The sequence below is a fragment of the Brachybacterium zhongshanense genome (assembly GCF_055385755.1).
Map to the genome: position 1 here is coordinate 3,107,512 of NZ_AP043790.1, position 20,317 is coordinate 3,127,828.

At 71.0% G+C, this 20,317-nt stretch carries 16 protein-coding genes; 5 read left to right on the forward strand and 11 right to left on the reverse strand.

The features are described from left to right. Nucleotides 1-11: 11 nt before the first annotated feature. On the reverse strand, nucleotides 12-1,370 hold the full coding sequence (locus tag ACZ5AJ_RS13805; RefSeq protein ID WP_464138775.1) for an amino acid permease: 1,359 nt from the start codon (nucleotides 1,368-1,370) through the stop codon (nucleotides 12-14). Between the two features lie 390 nt (nucleotides 1,371-1,760). On the opposite strand from ACZ5AJ_RS13805, the gene ACZ5AJ_RS13810 reads away from it, so the two are divergent. Further along, a complete protein-coding gene (locus ACZ5AJ_RS13810; protein ID WP_464135615.1) occupies nucleotides 1,761-2,201 on the forward strand; it encodes a MarR family winged helix-turn-helix transcriptional regulator in 441 nt (146 codons plus the stop codon). Beyond that, nucleotides 2,198-3,595 (forward strand): MFS transporter, encoded by a 1,398-nt coding sequence (locus tag ACZ5AJ_RS13815; protein ID WP_464135616.1) that lies wholly within the window; start codon nucleotides 2,198-2,200, stop codon nucleotides 3,593-3,595. Before ACZ5AJ_RS13810 ends, ACZ5AJ_RS13815 begins: the two co-directional genes overlap by 4 nt. Nucleotides 3,596-3,628: 33 nt before the next feature. Here the strand turns inward: ACZ5AJ_RS13815 and ACZ5AJ_RS13820 are convergent, their stop codons facing one another. The 7 genes from ACZ5AJ_RS13820 to rpsF all read right to left on the reverse strand — a co-directional run bounded on the left by ACZ5AJ_RS13820 (nucleotide 3,629) and on the right by rpsF (nucleotide 8,608). After that, nucleotides 3,629-4,333, reverse strand: a complete 705-nt coding sequence (locus ACZ5AJ_RS13820; protein WP_464135617.1) for a TetR/AcrR family transcriptional regulator — start codon at nucleotides 4,331-4,333, stop codon at nucleotides 3,629-3,631. An 82-nt stretch (nucleotides 4,334-4,415) separates the two neighbouring features. Next, a complete protein-coding gene (locus ACZ5AJ_RS13825; protein ID WP_464135618.1) occupies nucleotides 4,416-5,639 on the reverse strand; it encodes an IS110 family RNA-guided transposase in 1,224 nt (407 codons plus the stop codon). A gap of 78 nt (nucleotides 5,640-5,717) precedes the next feature. After that, nucleotides 5,718-6,206 (reverse strand): hypothetical protein, encoded by a 489-nt coding sequence (locus tag ACZ5AJ_RS13830; protein WP_464135620.1) that lies wholly within the window; start codon nucleotides 6,204-6,206, stop codon nucleotides 5,718-5,720. A gap of 523 nt (nucleotides 6,207-6,729) precedes the next feature. Beyond that, the gene (gene rplI, locus ACZ5AJ_RS13835; protein ID WP_464135621.1) at nucleotides 6,730-7,197 is read right to left on the reverse strand and encodes a 50S ribosomal protein L9; all 468 of its coding nucleotides are present in this window, start codon (nucleotides 7,195-7,197) and stop codon (nucleotides 6,730-6,732) included. Between the two features lie 17 nt (nucleotides 7,198-7,214). Next, nucleotides 7,215-7,451, reverse strand: coding sequence for a 30S ribosomal protein S18 (gene rpsR / locus ACZ5AJ_RS13840; RefSeq protein ID WP_010533203.1), 237 nt, complete (start codon nucleotides 7,449-7,451; stop codon nucleotides 7,215-7,217). A gap of 141 nt (nucleotides 7,452-7,592) precedes the next feature. Further along, nucleotides 7,593-8,171 (reverse strand): single-stranded DNA-binding protein, encoded by a 579-nt coding sequence (locus ACZ5AJ_RS13845; protein WP_464135622.1) that lies wholly within the window; start codon nucleotides 8,169-8,171, stop codon nucleotides 7,593-7,595. 146 nt (nucleotides 8,172-8,317) lie between these two features. Beyond that, on the reverse strand, nucleotides 8,318-8,608 hold the full coding sequence (gene rpsF, locus ACZ5AJ_RS13850) for a 30S ribosomal protein S6 (RefSeq protein WP_464135623.1): 291 nt from the start codon (nucleotides 8,606-8,608) through the stop codon (nucleotides 8,318-8,320). Between the two features lie 185 nt (nucleotides 8,609-8,793). Between rpsF and ACZ5AJ_RS13855 the strand changes: the two genes are divergently transcribed. Continuing rightward, nucleotides 8,794-10,875: a S9 family peptidase gene (locus ACZ5AJ_RS13855; RefSeq protein WP_464135624.1), complete on the forward strand. Its 2,082-nt coding sequence runs from the start codon at nucleotides 8,794-8,796 to the stop codon at nucleotides 10,873-10,875. 64 nt (nucleotides 10,876-10,939) lie between these two features. On the opposite strand, the gene ACZ5AJ_RS13860 is transcribed toward ACZ5AJ_RS13855, so the two are convergent. The 3 genes from ACZ5AJ_RS13860 to ACZ5AJ_RS13870 all read right to left on the reverse strand — a co-directional run bounded on the left by ACZ5AJ_RS13860 (nucleotide 10,940) and on the right by ACZ5AJ_RS13870 (nucleotide 15,654). After that, nucleotides 10,940-11,092, reverse strand: a complete 153-nt coding sequence (locus tag ACZ5AJ_RS13860; protein WP_464135625.1) for a hypothetical protein — start codon at nucleotides 11,090-11,092, stop codon at nucleotides 10,940-10,942. 109 nt (nucleotides 11,093-11,201) lie between these two features. Then, entirely contained in the window at nucleotides 11,202-14,006 is a 2,805-nt protein-coding gene (locus ACZ5AJ_RS13865) for a transglycosylase domain-containing protein (protein ID WP_464135626.1), read from the reverse strand. A 232-nt stretch (nucleotides 14,007-14,238) separates the two neighbouring features. Further along, nucleotides 14,239-15,654: a CCA tRNA nucleotidyltransferase gene (locus ACZ5AJ_RS13870; RefSeq protein ID WP_464138776.1), complete on the reverse strand. Its 1,416-nt coding sequence runs from the start codon at nucleotides 15,652-15,654 to the stop codon at nucleotides 14,239-14,241. A 257-nt stretch (nucleotides 15,655-15,911) separates the two neighbouring features. On the opposite strand from ACZ5AJ_RS13870, the gene ACZ5AJ_RS13875 reads away from it, so the two are divergent. Together ACZ5AJ_RS13875 and murJ are read left to right on the forward strand one after the other, a co-directional pair. Beyond that, nucleotides 15,912-18,587: a DUF6049 family protein gene (locus ACZ5AJ_RS13875; protein WP_464135627.1), complete on the forward strand. Its 2,676-nt coding sequence runs from the start codon at nucleotides 15,912-15,914 to the stop codon at nucleotides 18,585-18,587. Beyond that, the gene (murJ, locus tag ACZ5AJ_RS13880; protein ID WP_464135629.1) at nucleotides 18,584-20,314 is read left to right on the forward strand and encodes a murein biosynthesis integral membrane protein MurJ; all 1,731 of its coding nucleotides are present in this window, start codon (nucleotides 18,584-18,586) and stop codon (nucleotides 20,312-20,314) included. Before ACZ5AJ_RS13875 ends, murJ begins: the two co-directional genes overlap by 4 nt. Nucleotides 20,315-20,317 lie beyond the last annotated feature (3 nt).

Here is a 20,317-nt window from a genome sequence, read left to right on the forward strand (position 1 = left end):
CTACCGGGCGATCACCGCATGGTCTCCGCCTCCTGGAAGGCGTCCTCGATCTCGGCCTGATCGATCCGTCGGCGTCCGACGGCGATGTACAGGACGGTCGCGACGATCACCGCGGGGATGCCGACCATGGCGGCGATCTGCATGCTCTCGCGGACGAAGACGGTCGCGAAGACCGCGAGCAGGCCGACGATGCCGACGCATGCGGTGGCGATCCCGCCCGGCATCCGGAAGGTGGCGCCCTCGATGCCGGAGCGACGGAAGGCGATGTAGGTGATGAGGATCAGCATCCACACGGTGATCACGGCGAAGACGACGAGGCTCATCATGTAGCCGAACACTCCTCCCACGCCGCTGAACGCGAGAGCCGCGGCGCACACGATGCCGAGGGAGCTCAGCGCGATCCCGACGACGGGGACCCTGCGGGCCGTGGTGTGCGCGGCGATGCGGGGGGCGAGGCGGTCGGAGGCGAGCGAGTGGATCATCCGGCTGCCCGCGTACAGGTTCGCGTTCGCGGCCGACAGTGCGGCGATCAGCACCAGCAGGTTCGTCACGGAGGCCGCTCCGGGCACGCCGATGCGGTCGAAGACCATGACGAAGGGCGAGGTCGCCACGTCCTCGCCGGTCGAGGCGGCCTCGCGCCATGGGACGAGGGCGAGCACGATGCCGATGCAGAGCACGTAGAAGAACGCCAGGCGCACGATCGTGGTGCGGGCCGCGGTGCGGATGGAGCGTGCCGGGTCCTTCGCCTCGGCAGCGGTGATCGAGAGCAGCTCGATGCCGCCGAAGGAGAACATGACCACGGACAGCGCCACCCAGACGGAGGACCAGCCCATGGGCATGAAGCCGCCGTCGGAGGTGAGCAGCGTCAGCCCGGGTGCGCTCTGGCCGGGCATGCCGAAGAGGACGAGGAACAGCCCGATCAGGATGAAGACGAGCACCGCGATGACCTTGATGGAGCTCAGGGCGAACTCGACGATGCCGAACGAGCCGACGCTCGCGAGGTTGATCGCCACGATGATCGCAGCGAACAGAAGGATCCCCGCCCAGACGGGCACTGCCGGGAACCAGTACGCGAGGTAGGAGGCACAGGCGACGAGCTCGGTGCCGGTGACGCCGACGGTCACGATCCAGTACAGCCAGCGCGAGAGGTAGCCCCAGTAGGGGGAGAGGTAGCGGGCGGCGAGGGTGCCGAAGCCTCCGCGCACGGGATGGCGGGAGGCCATCTCGCCCATCGCGAGGGCGATCGTGGCGGCGATCAGAGAACCGATCGCGAAGGACAGGATGGTCGCCGGGCCGGCGTAGCCGATGGCCTCGCCGGAGCCGAGGAACAGGCCGGTGCCGAGGGCCGAGCCCATGGCGATCATCGCCATCTGCCCATGGCCGAGGGAGCGGGCGAGCGTGTGCTCGGACGCGGGCGCGACGGCGGGATCGGCGGGATCGGCGGGATCGGCGGGATCGGCGGCCGACGGTCCCGATGGGGCTGACGATGCTCCGGTGTGCGTGCTCGAGGAGTCAGGGGGTGGGGTGCTCACCCTGCCCGAGCGTAATCCGCACAGAGCGGCGCGGGCGGGACCGGCGCGGGCGGGACCGGCGCGGGCAAGACCAGCGCGGTCGGGACCAGCGCGAGCAAGACCAGCGCGAGCGGGACCAGCGCGGCCCCGACGGGCGCCGTCGTCACGCATCATGAGCGGGTGTTCCGGAGATCTCCATCGGCTCCACCCCCTTGCAGTAGTTAGCTTCCCTAACTACAGTGGCCGACCGTGACCTCCTCCGATCCCGCCCTCGCCCTCGTCCTGGCCTGCAGCCAGTTCGCCCGACTGTCGACTCGTCGGGCCGACGTGGGCGTCTCCGCCGTGCCGTGGCGCATCACCGCGACGCTCGAGCGCCGAGGCGAGATGCGGCTCTCGGAGATCGCCGTCCACGAGCAGGTCGCCCGGCCAACCGCCACGGCCACCGTCCAGAGGCTCGAGGCGGAGGGGATCGTCTCCCGCCGTCCGGACCCTGAGGACGCCCGCTCCACCCTCGTCGCCCTCACCCCCTACGGGCGGGAGCGTCTGACGGCGTGGCGCGCCAGCCTCGCCGACACCGTCGCGGAGCTTCTCGTGGACGTCCCGGAGGACGATCGCGCGACCCTCGAGGCCGCCGCCGACATCCTCCGCCGCATCATCGACACCGCAGAAGGAGCATCTCCCCGCGCATGAGAACCACCTCAGCCCCGTCCTCCTCGCCCCACACGACCGCCGAGTCCGCGACCGCCGAGCCCGTGACCGTCGAGCCCGTAACCGCCGGGTCCGCGACCGCCGGGTCCGCAACCGCCGAGCCCACGGCCGACGACGCGCCCGCCCGCAGCGGATCGCTGCTGGCCGACGCCTTCCACCAGCCCCGCGCGGTGTGGGCGATCGCCTTCGCCGCGACCGTGTCCTTCATGGGCATCGGTCTGGTGGACCCGATCCTCCCGGCGATCTCCGCCGAGCTCGACGCGACCCCGTCGCAGACGATGCTCCTGTTCACGAGCTACCTGTTCATCACGGCGATCGCCATGTTCTTCACCAGCTGGGCGTCCTCGCGCCTGGGGGTGAAGCGCACGCTGCTGGCGGGTCTCGCGCTCGTGGTCGTCTTCGCCGCCCTGTGCGCCGCCTCCGGTTCGGTGGGCGAGATCATCGGCCTGCGCGCGGGCTGGGGTCTCGGCAACGCGCTGTTCATCTCGACGGCCCTCGCAGCGATCGTCGGCGCGACCGCCGGGTCGAGCGCGAGCGCGATCATCCTCTATGAGGCGGCGCTCGGGCTCGGACTCGCCGTCGGCCCGCTGCTGGGCGGTCTGCTGGGGACGGTCTCCTGGCGTGCACCCTTCGCCGGGACCGCCGTGCTGATGGGCATCGGGTTCATCGCGATCACCGCACTGCTGCGCCGCGAGCCCGCTCCCGCCCGCGTCTCGCCGCTCGCCTCGCTCAAGGCTCTCGGGCACCCTGCTCTGCGGGCCCTCGCCCTCACGGCTCTGTTCTACAACTTCGGCTTCTTCATCCTGCTGGCCTACTCGCCGTACCCGCTCGAGGCGGCTGCCGCCGCGCAGGGCAGCGAGTTCGGGGCGATGGAGATCGGCTGGGTCTTCTTCGGCTGGGGCCTCGCCCTCGCGATCACCTCGGTGCTCGTCGCCCCCATCCTGACCCGTCGTCTGGGCCTGATCCCGACGCTGGTCGGTTCGCTCGCCCTGCTGACCGCGGTGATGCTCGCCCTCGCCCTCGTCCACACCTCGATGGTGCCGATGATCGTCTGCATCGTGGCGGGAGGCCTCCTGCTGGGCGTGCTGAACACGGCGCTCACCGAGACCGTCATGGAGGCCACCGACCTGCCCCGGGGCGTCGCCAGCTCGGCCTACTCCGGTGTGCGCTTCCTCGGCGGTGCGGTCGCCCCTGCTGTCGCCGGCCCCATCTCCACCGCTCTCGGTGCCGCCGCCCCGTACGAGTTCGGCGCGCTCTCGATCGCCATCGCGATCGTCATGCTGCTGCTGGGCCGACGTCATCTGGGCTCCGTCGGCCAGCATCATCTGGACGCGCAGTCCGAGGCGGAGGCCATCACCACCGGCGACGAGGCCTGACCGTCGGTCGCCCAGCCCAGCCCGACGAGCCCGTCACCGGAACGGCGACGGCTCCTCCGGCTGGGCGAGGGCGTCGGCTCGCGCCGGGTCGACGAGCATGCCTCGGAGGGCGACGACGAGGGCACTGCGACAGCGTGCGACTGCGACAGGATCCGTGAGGCTCGCCCCGCGCACGACGATCTGGTAATAGAAGACGCCGTTCATCAGATCGATGCAGGCGTCCACGTCCAGGTCCCGTCGCAGCTCACCGCGGCGGATCCCCTCCGTGAGCAGCCTCGCGATGCCCTCGCGACGCCGGGCGACATGGGATCGCCAGTAGGCCCGGCCCAGCTTCCGGTCCGTCATGGCCAGGCGGATCCGCAGCCGGAAGCGGCCCCCATCCGCCGCCCCCGGATCTGAGCTCTCGGTGTATCCGCGCAGCAGAGCGCCGACGAGGTCGTCGTCCAGAGCGATCCTCGGGACCTCGCGCCCCAGGTCCAGGGCGGCGGCGATCAGATCGGTCATGCTGGGCCAGCGCCGGTACAGCCCCGCTCGGCTGACGCCGCTGAGCTCGACGACGCGACCCACCGTGACCTCCTCCCCACGGTCGAGCAGCTCGCTGGCGGCCTGGAGGATCCTCTCGTCGTGGCCCGCCGTGCGGGGGCGCCCGGGGCCGCGCCGGGGAGGTGCCGCGTCGGGCTCCGGGGCGCCGCTCCGTCGAGCGCCGCTCTCCCACACAGGGGAGGTCGATCTGCTCATCGGGCGATCGCACGCTCCCGGAGACGCTCGACGAGGGCATCGCTGAGCCCGGCCGCGCGGAGGGGTGTCCCTATGTTCCGAGTCAAGCCGCGAGAGCGGCCGGCTCGGGTGTAGGGGCGGTGGTCGGTGGCTGGTAGTAGGTGCCGTCGCGGAGCATCGCGAAGATGACGTTGCAGCGGCGGCGGGCCAGGCAGATCACGGCGGCGTTGTGGCGCTTGCCCTCGGCGCGTTTGCGATCGTAGTAGGCCCTCGAGACTGGGTCGTGATTCGAGGCGACCCAGGCGGAGTAGAACAGCGCGTTCTTGAGCCGCTTGTTGCCCGAACGCGCGGGGAACTCTCCGCGGATCGAGGTCCCGGATCTTCGCGTGACCGGCGCGATCCCGGCATAGGCCGCGAGGTGGCCGGCGCTTTCGAATGCAGAACCGTCGCCGATGGCCAGGAGGATCTGAGCGGCGGTCTTGATGCCGATCCCCGGCATGCTCATCAAGACCGAGGCGAGAGGGAAGTCCTCCAGCATGGCCTCGACCTCCCGCGCCACCGTCGCCCGCTGTTCCTTCAGTTCCTTCACCTGACCAGCGACTCTGGGGATCACGAGCTCCACTGCCGCGGTCGCCGGAACGACGACTGTCTGCTCGCCCAGCGCGGTGAAGATCCGGTCGATCAGCGCTGCGGGATCGCGGCGCGAATGGGAGCGAGCGAACCGCAGAACCCTGGCCCGGCCTGCGGTCGTGAGCCCGGTGGGGCCGCCGAACTTCTCCAGCAGGTCCAGCACGAGCCCGGTGGCGAGGCTGCCGCCGGCAAAGACGCGCTCGAGCGCGGGATGGATCTGCGTCAGCAGTGACCGGATCCGGTTCAGCGCCCGCGTGGTCTCGTGGGCGAGGTCCTCATCGAACCCGGCGAGGACCTTCAACGCGGAGAGGACCTCGCTGTCTCGATCGACCCGCCGCAGCGTGTGGGGCATGGTGCGGGCCGTATCGGCGATGATGAACGCGTCCCGCGCATCGGTCTTTGACCTGCCTGGATAGAGGTCTGCGGCCTTCCGCATCGCCAGTCCCGGCAGGTAGGCGACCGCGCAACCGGAGTCGCGGGCGACCGCGATCGGCAGCGCTCCGATGGTGTTGGGCTGATCGACGACCATCAACACTTCGCCGTGGTTCTGCAGCTGGGTGAACAGCTCGCGGAGTCTGGTCTCGTCCTGCGGGAGAGGCTTGTCGAACAGCTTGTTCCCCTCCGGGTCGAGAGCGCACGCGTGGTGAGCTGTCTTCCCGACGTCCAAGCCGACGACGACCGAGAATCGTGTCTGCATGATGCTGTCCTTCCCTGGAGCATCATCGCTGGTCGCAGTCTCGACACCCGAAGCCGGCACCCACGTTACAAAGAGACCTCAGCAGTGCTGGGCCGTGTCCCTATCAGCGGTCAACGCGTGTCTCTCGACCGGGCGGCAACACCCCCCGGACCATTGATGGCAGGGCAACAAAGCCATACCCGGCCGAGCGACCAGACCCCGTCCATCGGGGTGCTCACAAGGTAACGGGGCGAGGGGGTCGCCGTGCCGCTCGGTCATCTCCGCGATGAGGCCCTGCATGGGGGCTGTGGAGAAGCCGCGGCCCGTCGAGGCGGCCCGTGCGGCGGCATCCAGGTCCATGCCGAGCCAGGCCATGAGAGGGCCGATCAGCGGAGAGATCCGTTCCATGATCGCGTCGGAGTTCTCGCCGGTGCGGGCGTAGCTCCCCGGCCGGGCGACGGGGGAGTCGCCCTCGCCGGTGCTCACGGCGAGGGCGGAGGGGAAGCCGCTCATGAAGCCGATGTCGACATGATGGTTGCGCAGGGCCTCGACGACCGCGGTGCAGTCCGGGACGTCGACGATCTCCACCTCGCGCCCCGACTCCTCCTCGAGGATCCGCGCGAAGGCCTCGATGGGGGTTCTGCGCTGTCGGATCGTCGCCCAGCGGCGTCATGGCAAGGGTGATCGCATCGTCCGATGAGGCATCGGCGGCGCCGACGGAGCGGCCCGACAGGGCAGCGGCACCGAGGGCGATGACGCCGAGTGCGGAGAGTGCGCGGGCACGCAGGGCAGATCCTTCCGGAGCAGTTTCGTGAATGCCGTTCCCGGAAAGGAAAGCGCCCGCACATGACCACGAATTACGAGACTGCCGTACCCGGAATGGAACCGCCGATGAACTTCCGGTGGCTCCACCCACCATCGATGGACCATCACCGGTGGGCCATCGCCGACGGTCCCCGGACATGCAGGAGCGCCCCGCACCACAAGGGTGCGGGGCGCTCCTGCATCAGTCGGACGGACCGATCAGCGCAGCACGTCGGTCAGGCCCGAGCAGAACCGCCCGACCTCCTACCGCTCGTGCCTCGCAGCACGTCGGTCAGGCCCGAGCAGATCAGGCCTTGACGCCCTTCGCGGCGACGACCTGCACGGTCAGGTTCGCGAAGATGTCGTCGTGCAGGCGCACGGTGGCCTTGTGCTCGCCCAGGGCCTTGATCGGCGCGGGGAACTCGACGCCACGGCGGTCGATGTCCTTCTCGAACGCGACCTTGACGCCCTCGGCGATCTCCTTGGAGGTCACGGCGCCGAAGAGGCGGCCGTTGTCGCCGGCGCGCTCGGCGACGACGATCGGCTTCGACTCCAGGGTGGCCTTCAGGGACTGCGCCTCCTCGATGCTGGCGATCGCGCGCTTGCCGCGGGCGGCACGGATCTGATCGAGCTGGCGCTGGCCGCCGTCGGTCCACGGGGTGGCCAGGTGGCGCGGCAGCAGGTAGTTGCGCGCGTAGCCGTCCTTGACCTCGACGACATCGCCGGCGGTGCCGAGGCCGGTGACCTCGTTGGTGAGGATGAGCTTGGTGGTCATGTGCTTCCCTTCCTCGCTCAGCGACCGGAGGTCGAGTAGGGCAGCAGGGCGATCTCGCGGGCGTTCTTCACGGCCTTGGCGATCTTGCGCTGCTCCTGGACGGAGACGCCGGTGACCCGACGGGCGCGGATCTTGCCGCGGTCGGAGATGAACTTGCGCAGCAGCGCGGCGTCCTTGTAGTCGACCGTCTCGAGGCCTGCGGCCTTCAGAGGGTTCTGCTTCTTCTTCGGCTTGCGAAGAACAGGCTTGGCCATCGTGGTGCTCCTTCTTCCTAAAGGGAGCCCGGGCATGCACCCGGGATGGAATGGATGATTCGTTGGATCGGTGCGGGCTAGGAGCCCTGCGGACGATCGCCTCTCGGCGCTCCGCTGTCCGGGGCGATCCCCGGATCCCGATCAGAAGGGCGGGTCGTCGTACCCGCCCTGGTTGCCGCCGCCGGCCCACGGGTCGGCGCCCGCACCCTGAGGTGCGCCGCCGTATCCGCCCTGGCCGCCCTGGCCGCCGCCCTGCGGGGCGCCGCCGAAGCCGCCGCCCTGCTGGCCGCCGCCGAAGCCGCCGCCCTGCTGACCACCCTGGTTGCCGCCGCCGAAGCCGCCGCGACCGCCTCCGCGCTGCACCTTGGTGGGCTTCGCGGTGGCGTAGCGGAGGGAGGCGCCGATCTCCTCGACGTCGAGCTCGATGGAGGTGCGCTGGTTGCCCTCGCGATCGGTGTACGAGCGCTGCTTGAGACGGCCCTGCACGATGACGCGCGCGCCCTTCTCAAGGGACTCGGCCACGTTCTCGGCGGCATCGCGCCAGATCGAGCAGCGCAGGAACAGTGCCTCGCCGTCCTTCCACTCGTTCGCCTGACGGTCGAATGTGCGGGGGGTCGACGCGACGGTGAACGACGCCACTGCCAGACCGGACTGCGTGAAACGCAGCTCGGGGTCGGCGGTGAGGTTGCCGATCACCGTGATGACGGTGTCATTCGCCATGGATGCTCCTGTGCTCCGAGGTCGGATGGATGGTGCGTGATGGCCGACGACCGGGAGGCCGTCCGGCCGGCGATGGGGTCCGGGCCCTCAGGCGCCGGACCGTGTGCGGGGCGCCGCGCCGACGAGCGGTGCGGAGCCCCCGACGATCACTTGGCGTCGGCTCGCATGAGCTTGGTGCGCAGGACGGACTCGTTGAGGCCGAGCTGGCGGTCGAGCTCCTGAGCGGTGGCGGGGTTCGCGGTGAAGTTCAGGACGATGTAGATGCCCTCGGACTTCTTGTCGATCTCGTAGGCGAACTTCCGCTTGCCCCAGACGTCGACGTTGTCGATGGTGCCGCCCTCGGTCGGAACGACCTGGACGAGCTTCTCGAAGGTCCCGCTGACGGTCCGCTCATCGACGGACGGGTCGAGGATCACGACCATTTCGTAAGCGCGCATGTTCTGGTACCCACCTCCTGTGGTCTCTGCGGCCACGGTCTCTCCGTGGCAGGAGGGTTCATGCCATCCGCGACATCGCACCGGCGGCGCATGTCACGGACCGTCCAACCCTACCCGGCGGCGCGGACCCCGGCCAGGGGGCCTGTCGACGTGCGCGGGGGATCACAGGCCGATAGCGTGCGGTCATGGAGCCCACCGATATCGAGCTGCTGACAGCCCTCTCACGCCCGTCCCTCGCCCCGGACGGCTCCTTCGCCGTCTACGCGTCCTCCCGTCCCGACCTGCGCGCCGACCGCGCCGTCGGACAGATCTGGCGCCTGGACCTGCCGCCCTCGGGATCCGACGGGTCCCACGGATCGGACGGGGCCTCGCAGGCTCCGGAGCCGCACCGCCTCACGCGCGGCATCCACGACACCGCCCCGCAGGTCTCGCCCGACGGGGAGACCATCGCCTTCCTGCGACCCGACGGGCGCGACCGTCCCCAGCTGCATCTGCTCGACGCCCGCGGCGGTGAGCCCCTGAGGCTGACGGACGAGCCGCTCGGCGTGTCGGCGTTCAGCTGGGCGCCGGATGCATCGCAGCTGGTCATGCTCGCGCGGGTGCCTGAACCTGGTCGGTACGGGAGCGTCGAGGGGCTGGATGCCGCGGCCGAGTCCCCGCGCCGCATCACGAGCGTCCGCTGGAGCGCCAACGGCCTCGGCTATGCGACCGACCGCACCACCCAGGTGTTCGTCCTGGACGTCCCCTCGCTCGAGGACGAGCCCGCATACCCGTCGGCCCCGCAGCCCGACGGCACGCCGGCCGCCCCCGCCCTGCTGCCCACGGAGCCGCTGCAGCTGACCGAGGAGGGCGCCGAGCACTCGTCGGCCGCCTTCACCGCGGACGGCTGGGCCGTCCTCGCGATCCGCGAGGAGTTCGAGTCCGACCGTCGTGACCTGCGCACCCAGCTGGTGTCGATCCCGCTGGACGGCGAGGACGAGACCGTCCTGCTGTCGGCCGAGGACGGCTTCGCGATCCAGGATCTCGCGGTGGCGTCCGACGGCGCGATCCTCATGATCGCCTCGACTCCCGCCGAGGGCCGCGACTTCGTCGCCCCGGACGCGGCGCTGTGGATCCTCGATCCGCTCGAGTCCGACGGCCAGGCCGACGGCGAGGGCAGGGGCTTCGCGGCTCCCCGCCGTCTCACCGACCCTGAGCTGCATGACGTGGCCGGGCCCGGCGTCGGCCCGATCGCGCTCGACGACGAGGCCATCGTCGCCGCCCTGACGCGGGGCCGCGCGCATCTGCTGCGCGTCGACCGGGAGGGGCGCACGACGACGCTCCTGGACGGAGACGTCCAGGTCACGGGTGCCGACGCCGTCCGCACTGCCGACGGCGATCGCGTCCTCGCGGCGCTCACGGCCCCGGACTCCCCGGGTCGCCTCGTCCTGCTCGGATCACCGGGCCCGTCGGCCGCGGAGGCGCTCGTGGACACCGGAGAGCCGCTGCGGCAGGTCGGACTGGCGTCGCCGCGCGAGCTCGAGCTCGAGGGCCGCTCCGGGTATCCGGTGCACGGCTGGGTCACGACCCCCGAGGGCGAGGGGCCCTTCCCGACGGTGCTGATGATCCACGGGGGCCCGCACGCTGCCTACGGCGTGTCCGTCTTCGACGAGGTGCAGACCCTCGTCGCGTCGGGGATCGCCGTGGTCCACGGCAACCCGCGCGGATCCGCGGGCTACGGTCGGGAGCATGGTCGGGCGGTCCGTCGGGCCTTCGGGACGGTGGACTTCGAGGACGTGATCGACCTGCTCGAGGGCGCGCTCGAGGCCGACGCCCGGCTCGATCGCGAGCGGCTGGGGATCATGGGCGGCTCCTACGGCGGCTACCTCACCGCATGGACGATCGCCCACGACCATCGGTTCCGCGGCGCGATCGTCGAGCGCGGCTTCCTCGACCCGTTGAGCTTCCAGGGCACGAGCGACATCGGCAGCTACTTCGGCGACGAGTACATCGGCACCTCCGCGGAGGACATCGCCCGGCAGAGCGCCTTCGCGGTCGCCGACCAGGTGCGCACGCCGACGCTCGTGATCCACTCGGAGGAGGATCTGCGCTGCCCGCTCGAGCAGGGCACCCGCTACTACTCGGCGCTGCGCCGAGCGGGCGTCGAGTCCGAGATGCTGATCTTCCCCGGAGAGGACCACGAGCTCACCCGCAGCGGCCGGCCCCGCCACCGGATCGAGCGCTTCGAAGCGGTGCTGGGCTGGTGGGAGCGCATCTTCGCCGACTGAGCGGCGAGTGGGACCGACCGGTGCGCGCGAAGTGGTGCGCGGGGAGGGTCGGGGCCCGTGGGCCTCAGCCCTTCCCGCCGCGTCCCATGGCCCGGCGGACGCGGGCGTACCAGCCTCCGGTGCTGCGGGCACCGGCGATCCCGCCGCCCGCCATCGCGCCGGCGGTGCGCCCCTGGAGGCGGGTTCCGCAGCGGTCGCACAGGATGCGGCCGGTCACGGAGCGGTAGGAGCGTCCACGGATTGTGGTCCGACAGTTCTCGCATCGCATAGCCATGCCCCGATCGTGGCACAGCCGACGGTCGGGCCCGGACGGGCGGGCAGGGCGGTCAGCCGCCGGCCTGACCGCCGGAGCCGGACCCGCTGCCGTTCCCGTTGCCCCCGGAGCCGGATCCGCTGCTCCCGGAACCGGAGCCGGAGCCGGCCGACCCCCCGTTCCCGGTGCTCCCGCTCCCGCCGGAGCCGGATCCGCTGCTGCCTGAGCCTCCGCCGCCGGAGCTCGCGTCGCCGCCGTCCCCGCTTCCTGAGCTGCTGCCGCCGTTCTGGCCACCGGAGCCGGAGCCGCCGGTGCTGTCGCCGTCCTGCTGCTGGTCGCCTCCGTTCTCGGGCTCGGTGGTCTGCTGCTGGGTGGGCTCCTCGCTGGGCTCCTCCGTCGGCTCCTCGGAGGGCTCCTCCGACGGCTCCTCGCTGGGCTCCTCGCTCGGCTCCTCGGAGGGCTCCTCGCTCGGCTCCTCCGTGGGCTCCTGGGTGGTCTCCTCCTGAGGGGCCTCGGTCTGGGCGGGGGCGGTCGTCTGCGGCGCCGTGGTGCGCTCGTTGGAGAGAGTCACCTCATCGGCGAAGTCGAGCTTCTCCTCACCGGCGAGCGCCTGCGACATGATGCCGCCCCAGATCGCCGTCGGGTAGGTTCCGCCGGTGATGTTGGTGTAGTCGCCCCAGGGGGTGATCACCTCCTCGCCGGAGCCGTCCTCGGAGGGCTGGAACATGCCCACGGCGGTGACGAGCTGCGGGGTGTAGCCGACGAACCAGGCGGAGCGGAAGCTCTCCGAGGTGCCGGTCTTGCCGGCGACCGGGCGCCCGTCCATCATGTCGACCAGGTCGTCGGCCGAGCCGGTCGACGGCGGGCCCTCGAGCGCGACCGTGGCGTTGGTGGCGACGTCCTCGGAGATCACCTGCTCGCCGTCGTCCTCGTGCTCGTAGTCGACGGAGCCGTCGGAGGCGACGACCTTCTCGATGTAGTAGGGGTCGTGGTGGACGCCGCCCGAGGCGATCGTCGCGTACGCCTCGGCCATGTTCATGACCGTCGGGGAGGCGGTGCCCAGCACGTTGGAGGACTCGGCGTTCAGGCCGGAGGTGTCCTCGGGCAGCCCCAGGGTGATCGCTGTCTCCTCGGTGCGCTCCGGACCGATGTCGATGTTCAGCTCCGCGTACGCGGTGTTGACCGAGTGCGTGGTGGCCTTGCGAAGGTCGATCCAGCCATAGCTGGTGCTCGAGAAGTTGTTGACCGTCCAGGTGCCGTTCCCGAAGGTCTTCGGGGAGTTGCCGTCCAGGTAGGTGTCCAGCGAGTAGCCATCCTCGAGGGCGGCGACCAGCGTGAAGGCCTTGAAGGTGGATCCGGCCTGCATGGTCGACTGGGAGGCGTCGTTGATCGACTGGCTGACGTAGTCCGCGCCGCCGTACATGCCCCGCACGGCCCCGGTGTCGGGGTCGAGGGTCACGGTGCCCACGCGGTTGCGCTCGGGCCGTTCGCCGATGCCCTCGACGCCGTCGACCGTGGCCTCCTGCACGTCCGGGTCGAAGGTGGAGATGATCGTGTAGCCGCCGGTGTTCAGCTCATCCTCGGTGTAGCCCTGGTTCAGGAGGGTGGTCCTGACGGCCATCAGCAGGTAGCCGTCGGTCCCTCCGAGGGAGTTGGAGGCGTTGACCTCGACCGTCTCGGGGAACTCGAGGGCGTCGGCCTCGTCGGCCGTGAGGTACCCGGTCTCGTTGACCTGGCGCTCGATGACGCGGGTCCACAGGCTCAGCGACTTCTCGGGGTTCACGTCGGGGTCGTAGGCCGACGGTGCGGGGATCACCGCGACCAGCAGGGCGGCCTCCGCATCGGTCAGGTCGGCGGCGTCCTTGCCGAAGTAGGCCTGCGACGCCTCCTGCACCCCATAGGCCCCGCGACCGAAGTAGATGGTGTTCAGATAGCTCGAGAGGATCTCGTCCTTGGAGAGCTGCTGGTCGATCTTGAGCGCCATGAACATCTCCTGGACCTTGCCGAAGTAGGAGGTGTTCGTGCCGGTGTAGTAGCGCTCGACGTACTGCTGGGTGATGGTCGACCCGCCCTGGCGGGCGCCCCCGGACAGGTTGTTCACGAGCGCGCGCACGATGCCCCGCGGGGAGATGCCGCGGTTCTCGTAGAAGGTCGAGTCCTCGCTCGCGACCACCGCGTCCTTGATGTTGTCGGGGATCTCGTCGTCGTCGATGACGGTGCGGTTGATCTCGCTGAAGTGACCGAGCTCGGTCTCGCCGTCGGAGTAGTAGACGCGGGTGGTCTGCGCGAGGGCGAAGTCCGAGGCCTCGGGCACATCGGTCGTGCTGTACAGCCAGACGGTCACGCCCAGCCCCGCGAGGACGAACAGCGCCATCGCTCCGACCACCATCCGCAGGGACGGGAACCAGCGCCACGGGTTCTTCGCACCGGCGCGCGGATAGTTCAGGAAGTTCTTGGGCGCTCGCTTCGCGGACTTCGCGGACTTCGACGCCTTCCCCGACGTCGCAGCAGCCTTCCCGAGCCCCGAACCGGCCGCCGCGCGCGAGGCCGTCGCGCCGCGACCGCCCGCTCCGGTCCCCGCATGACGGGCGTTGACGGAGGTGCGGCTCGTCGCACGCCCCCCGGCGGCCGACGACGCCGCGGCGGCCTTGCCTGCTCCGCCCTTGCCTGCACCGGCGCCGCCGGTGCGGGCGGTGCGGCTGGTGCCCTTGGAGCTGGTGCCCTTGGAGGGCGAGGTGGGGGACGAGGCCCCGGACCCGGAGCCCGAGGACGAGCGGGACGTCGACGAGCCGGAGGTGCGACGCACTCCGGCCGCACGGCGGGCTCCGCCGTTCGACGATCGGCTCGATCGCCGTGACGAGCGTCCGGAATCGCTCATGACTGCTGCTCCTGGTGCATCGGGGGCACGGACGACGGCCCGCCGGAGGGCGGGGCGACCCACCAGTATGAGCAGAGGAGCCTGGATCCGGTATGGGTCGGCGTCGAAGGACACACGGTGTCCACGTCGGCGCGCAGACCCTCACAACTCCCTCACGTCCTCGCGGTGCCGCATGCCGGGGGGCATCGAGAACACATCGGCGCGGACCAGGATCACCAGGCGGACTGCCTCCTCAGGCCCGGCCGCGAGCCTCCCACCAGGCGCGCAGCTCCTGCTCGGCACGCTCCTCTCCGAGCGGGCCGTGCTCCATCCGCAGCTCCAGCAGGTGCTTGTAGGCCTCTCCGACCTCACGGCCGGGCGCCAGACCGAGGATCTCCATGATCCGGTTGCCGTCGAGGTCGGGCCGGATGCGGCCGATCTCCTCCTGCTCGGCGAGCTCGGCGATGCGCTGCTCGAGATCGTCGTAGGAGCGGGAGAGGTGGCGCGCCTTGCGCCGGTTGCGGGTGGTGACATCGGCGCGGGTGAGGCGGTGCAGGTGCTCGAGGAGGTCTCCGGCGTCGGTGACGTACCGGCGCACCGCGGAGTCCGTCCAGGGTGCGTCGGCATAGCCGTGGAAGCGCAGGTGCAGCTCGATCAGCCGGGCGACCTTCTTGGTGGTGTCCTTGTCGAAGGTCAGGGCGCGCAGGCGCTTGGCGGCCATCTTCGCGCCCACGGTCTCGTGGAAGCGGAAGGTCACCACGCCGCCCTGCTCGAAGCGACGGGTGGCGGGCTTGCCGATGTCGTGGAGGAGGGCGGCCAGCCGCAGGACCAGGTCGGGGCTCTCGCAGGGGCCTCCGCTCCCGGCGGGGCTCTCGAGGTCGATCGCCTGGTCGAGCACCGTCAGGGAGTGCTCGTAGACGTCCTTGTGCCGGTGGTGCTCGTCGATCGTCAGACGCATGCCCGGGAGCTCGGGGAGCACATGATCGGCCAGCCCCAGCTCGACCATCAGCTCCAGACCGCGCCGAGGAGCCGCTCCCAGCATGAGCTTGGTGAGCTCCTCGCGCACTCGCTCGGCGGAGACGATCCCGATCCGGTCGCTCAGGTCCGCGACGGCCGCAGCGGTCAGCGGCTCGATGCGGATGTCGAGCTGCGAGACGAAGCGGACCGCCCGCATCATCCGCAGAGGATCGTCGTCGAAGGACTGCTCGGGCTCCACCGGGGTGCGCAGCACGCCCTTGGCGAGGTCGGAGAGGCCGTCGAAGGGGTCGACGAGCTCGAGGGAGGGGATGCGCACCGCCATCGCGTTGATCGTGAAGTCCCGGCGCGAGAGGTCGCCCTCGAGGGTGTCGCCGTACTCGACCTGGGGCTTGCGGCTCGCGGGATCGTAGGACTCGGTGCGGTAGGTCGTGATCTCGACCTTCACCCCGTCGCGGATCCCGCCGAGCGTCCCGAACTCCCGGCCCATGTCCCAGATCCCGCCGTCGCGCGTCCAGGTGCGCAGGATCGCCTCGGTCTGCTCGGGGCGCGCCGAAGTGGTGAAGTCGAGATCCGCGCTCGAACGACCCAGCACCGCGTCGCGCACGGGCCCGCCGACCAGGGCGAGCTCGTGCCCGGCGGCCTCGAAGCGGCGCCCGAGGTCGTGGATCTCCTCCGGCAGCGCGCGGAACATCGAGGTCGCGCGGGTGCGGGCGATCTCGAGCCGACGGAGGTGCTCGTCGGCAGGGGCGTCCGCAGAGGCTCCTGCAGCCGGTGCTGCAGAGGATCCTGCAGGCGATGCTGCGGCGGGAGAGGCAGGGGATGCTGCCGGGGTGTCTGCTGACTCGGTCACGGATGGTCCTCAGGGCGCGAAGGGGACGATGCGCGAGCCGCCCCGATCGCAGGACGGCGCGCAGGATCTCTACGGTAGCCGCCGCATACAGTGTCCCCATGCCTTCGTCCCCGTCGCTCGCGCGCCTGCTCATGGCTGCGCTGCTGGCGACCCTGATGATCGCGGGCCCGGCTCTCGCGGGCGGGCTCCTGCCATCGCTCGCACCGGCCGCCTCGGCGGCTACGGACTCCCAGGTCACGGCCGCTCCCGGGACGGTCGCGGCCCCGGCCGCACCCGGCGACGGCGAGGGCTCGGACGATCAGGGCTCCGACGACGATGCGGACGCCGACGACGCCCCTGTCTCGCTGGACCTCGTCTCGCTGGACCCGACCTCCCTCGCACCCGGGGGGACCCTCACAGCAGTCGTCGCCGTGACCAACACCTCGTCGGAGCCCGTCGATGCGGCGGCGCTCGAGCTGCGCGCTCGCAGCTCCCGCGTCACCGATCGGACGACGATCGCCGAATGGCAGGCCGCGACCGAGCCCGATGCCGTCGGCGAGCCCGTGGCGACCTCCGCGTCCACGAGATCGATCGCGCCCGGCGCGACCGTCCAGCTGACCGTGTCGGCGGATGCCGATGACCTGGGCTTCAGCACGGAGTCCTACTACTGGGGCACGCGCCGGATCTCGCTGACCGTCACCACCGGAGGCTCCGGGAGCGCCGTCTCCGACGACGGGACCGATGGCACGGCGGCCGACGGCGACGGCGGGGACGGCGAGGCCGTGCAGGGCGAGGTCGTGAGAGGCGAACCGGTGGCGAGCCTGCGCACCTTCGTGGTGTGGCGGCCCGAGGGGGCATCGGACACGATCGCCCAGTCCGTGCTGCTCCCGATGGCCAGCTCCGACCCCGGTGCCGCCGTCGTCGACGCCGAGGCCATGGCGTCGTCGGCGGAGAGCGGACAGCTCGCGACCGTCCGTGCGCTCGCGCAGCGCACCGACGTGGACTGGTGGCTGGATCCGGCGCTGCTGGATCCGCCTGCGACGGCCCAGGGCACGGAGACGACGGACGACGGCGCCGAGGACGGCGACGCCACGGCGGATGACGATGCCACCGGGGACGACGGGGACACGACCGGGGATGACGGCACGACAGGGACAGCCGGCGCCGACGACACGGGCGATGCCGGGGACGCCGGCGGCGCCGACAGCACCGACGACAGCACGTCCGGTGAGGAGGGCGAGGAGGAGTCGGCCGACTCCGACGCACCGCCGGCCCCGCCGACCGTCTACGCGGAGGACGAGCTGTCGGCGCAGATCGCCGACGAGCTGGTCTCGGCTGCGGGTGACCGCACGATCCTGTCCATGCCGTATGCACAGGCGGATGTCGAAGGGCTCGGGAGCGCGGGCGCCGACGACCTGCTCACGGTCCTCACCGAGCGGGCCGACGCGACCTGGGAGAGCACCGGCGTCTCCCCGCAGCTGACCGCCCTGTCCGTCGACGGCTCCGCGGCGGATGCCGACGCCCTGGAGACCGCCGCCGACGCGGGGGCGGAGGCTGTGATCGTCCCGTCCGCGTCGATCCGCACCGACCTGACCTCGACCGTCACCCCGAGCTCCGTGGCCCTCTACCAGGGCTCCGGGGCCTCGGAGGCGGGTGCGCTGACGCTGCTGACCCCCGACTCGGCGCTCTCCGCCGAGCTGTCCTCCCTCACGACGGGGTCGGACGCGGAGCTGACGACCCAGCGCATGCTCGCGGAGACCGCGACGATCGCCTCGGAGTACACCACGGCCGATCGGCATCTGCTGATCAGCCCGCCCACCCTCGAGGGGCTGGACGCGTCCGCCGTCGGAGCGGCGCTGGACGCCCTCGGCGAGGCGCCCTGGATCACCGCTGGCAGCACCTCCGACCTGCTCGATGCTGCGGAGTCCGGCGCGCTGACCACCGACACCAGGTCGGAGGACGACGATCTGTACGGCACGGGCGAGATCACCCCGGACGAGGTCCAGCCCTCGAGCGTGGACGCGTCGGGCCTCGCCGAGCATCTCGAGGTCTCCGAGGGCACCGGGCTCGCCGAGCATGTCGACGCCCAGCTCGTCCACCGGGTCCAGGCGACCTGGAGCCGCGCCGACCTGCTGGCCTCCACCATGGAGGACGACGTCTCGCTCGAGCCCTTGCGCCTCGAGCTGCTCTCGGCCGTGTCCTCACAGCTGCTCGATCAGCCCGAGTCGGCCTCCGACCGGGCGGACGACGCCGATGCGCGGACGACGACGATGCTCGACTCCCTGCACGTCGTCCCCGCCTCCGGCTACAACCTGATCTCGGACGCGGCCGGCGTGCCCATCACGGTCACCAACGAACTGGACTCGCCGGTGACGGTGCGGATCGCCGTCGAGTCGGACCGTCCGCTGGTGCAGGTGACCGATCAGCCTGTCGTGACCGTCCCCGCCCGCGGCCGGGTGGAGACGACGGTGCCGGTGGAGGCGATCGCGAACGGCACGGTCACCCTGACGACGCGGCTGACGACGGAGGACGGCACGTCGCTGACCGATGCGGTCGAGGTGCCGCTGAACGTGAACCCCGCCTGGGAGAACTGGACGACGATGCTGCTCGTGGTCGCCATGGGCACGCTGGTCGTGGTCGGGGTCCTGCGGGCTCGGCGGGTCGGTGCCTCGACCCGGGCTCCCGCCGTCCACGGCCCTGAGGACCCGGTCGAGCTCTCCCGCACCGGCATCTCCCAGCCGGTGTGTCCGGAGCACGAGGACCGGGAGGACGAGAGCCCGGAGGAGAGGTCATGAGCGAGCGGACACTGCGCGTCCACCACGTGCCCCGGCATCGCCGGCAGGGCACCCCGACCTCGCGCTCGAAGCTGATGCAGGCTAGCGTGCTGATGGCCTCGGGCTCGATGGTCTCCCGTCTGCTGGGCTTCGTGCGCAACTATCTGTTCGGCATGGTGCTGGCGGGCTCGGCGACCTCCGCTGCGAGCGCCTTCAGCGCCGCGAACGCCCTGCCGAACACGGTGTGGCTGCTGGTCGGCGGCGGCACCCTCAACGCGATCCTGGTGCCTGCGATCGTGCGGGCCGTGAAGCAGCCCGACCGCGGCAGCGAGTACATCTCCAAGCTGATGACGCTCGTCGTGACCGCCTCCGCGGTGCTCACGGCGATCTGCATCGCCGCCGTGCCGCTGCTGCTGGTGCTGACCAGCGGTGTGCTGCCGGCGGAGACGTACGCCCTGGCGGTGCAGCTCGGCTACTGGATGATGCCGCAGATCCTGTTCTCGGCGCTCTACGTCATGTGCGGGCAGCTGCTGAACGCCCACGACTCCTTCGGCCCGTACCAGTGGGCCCCGGTGATCAACAACCTCGTCGCGATCGTCGGCGCGCTGCTGTTCCTGGGCCTGTGGGGCGCGGCGGGCGACCCCTCGCAGTGGACGATGACGATGATCATCGCGATGGCGGCGATCAACGTCGGCGGATCCGCCTCCCAGGTGGTGTTCCTGACCTGGTACGTCAAGCGGCTGGACCTCAGGCTCCGTCCGCGCTGGGGCCTGAGGGGCCTGGGACTGGGCAAGCTCAGCCGACTGGGCCTGTGGACCCTGGCGATGCTGGGTCTCGGCCAGGTCGGCGTGTGGGCGGCGCGATGGTCGACCGGCGGCGCGGTCGCCATGACCGAGCAGCTGCACGACCAGCCGGAGCAGGCGGCGCAGTATCCAGCGCTGCTGTCCCTGGACTGGGCCTATCTGGCGTTCATGATCCCCCAGGGGATCATCGCGGTCTCGCTGGTCACCGCGACGTTCCCGGCGATCTCGCGGCATGCGGCCGACGGCGCCCACCGATCCGCGCTCGACGGCTACTCCCGTGCCAACCGCCTGCTGGCTGTGCCGATGATGCTGTGCACGGCGGTGTTCGTCGCGCTGTCGGGCCCGATCATGTGGGTGATCGGCGGCGGCACCGGGGAGACCGCTGCGCGCGCGAACGGGACGGTGCTGGTCGCGTACACGCTCGGCCTCGTGCCCTTCGCCGCGCTGTACCTGGTCAAGCGCGTCTTCTACGCCTACGAGGATGCGCGCACCCCGTTCATGGTGCAGATCCCGATCACGGTCCTGTCGCTCGTCGCGGTGCCCGTCATCCTGTTCGCGGTGGATCCCCGCTATGCGGCGATGAGTGCCGCGGGCGTGTCGAGCCTGGGCAACCTGGTGGCGTGGCTGATGGGTCTGTGGGTGCTGCGGCGGCAGTCCGCGCTGCGGGGGATCACCATGCCTCCGCTGCGCGGGGGACTCGCGCTGGGGGCGCGCCTGCTCGGCACCACGCTCGCATCCTGGCTGGTGGGGACGCTGCTGGTGGCTGCAGCGGGCGATCTGATGTGGTCCCATCGAGGGATGGCCGTGGTGGTGGGCGCCGTGGTGGCCGTCGTGATGACAGCGGTCTTCCTCGTTGCGGGCTGGCTGCTGAGGATCGATGAGGTCCGCTGGATCGTCGGACTGGGTGTCAAGCCTCTCCGCCGACTCCGGGGTCGGACCTCGTAGCAT

Coding starts and splice junctions, on each gene's coding strand:
- rpsR (WP_010533203.1), bottom strand. CDS start 7,451: ATGGCCAAGCCTGTTCTTCGCAAGCCGAAGAAGAAGCAGAACCCTCTG.
- ACZ5AJ_RS13870 (WP_464138776.1), bottom strand. CDS start 15,654: ATGTTCCGCGCGCTGCCGGAGGAGATCCACGACCTCGGGCGCCGCTTC.
- ACZ5AJ_RS13825 (WP_464135618.1), bottom strand. CDS start 5,639: ATGCAGACACGATTCTCGGTCGTCGTCGGCTTGGACGTCGGGAAGACA.
- ACZ5AJ_RS13855 (WP_464135624.1), top strand. CDS start 8,794: ATGGAGCCCACCGATATCGAGCTGCTGACAGCCCTCTCACGCCCGTCC.
- ACZ5AJ_RS13875 (WP_464135627.1), top strand. CDS start 15,912: ATGCCTTCGTCCCCGTCGCTCGCGCGCCTGCTCATGGCTGCGCTGCTG.
- ACZ5AJ_RS13805 (WP_464138775.1), bottom strand. CDS start 1,370: ATGGCGATGATCGCCATGGGCTCGGCCCTCGGCACCGGCCTGTTCCTC.
- rpsF (WP_464135623.1), bottom strand. CDS start 8,608: ATGCGCGCTTACGAAATGGTCGTGATCCTCGACCCGTCCGTCGATGAG.
- ACZ5AJ_RS13865 (WP_464135626.1), bottom strand. CDS start 14,006: ATGAGCGATTCCGGACGCTCGTCACGGCGATCGAGCCGATCGTCGAAC.
- murJ (WP_464135629.1), top strand. CDS start 18,584: ATGAGCGAGCGGACACTGCGCGTCCACCACGTGCCCCGGCATCGCCGG.
- ACZ5AJ_RS13815 (WP_464135616.1), top strand. CDS start 2,198: ATGAGAACCACCTCAGCCCCGTCCTCCTCGCCCCACACGACCGCCGAG.
- ACZ5AJ_RS13820 (WP_464135617.1), bottom strand. CDS start 4,333: ATGAGCAGATCGACCTCCCCTGTGTGGGAGAGCGGCGCTCGACGGAGC.
- rplI (WP_464135621.1), bottom strand. CDS start 7,197: ATGACCACCAAGCTCATCCTCACCAACGAGGTCACCGGCCTCGGCACC.
- ACZ5AJ_RS13845 (WP_464135622.1), bottom strand. CDS start 8,171: ATGGCGAATGACACCGTCATCACGGTGATCGGCAACCTCACCGCCGAC.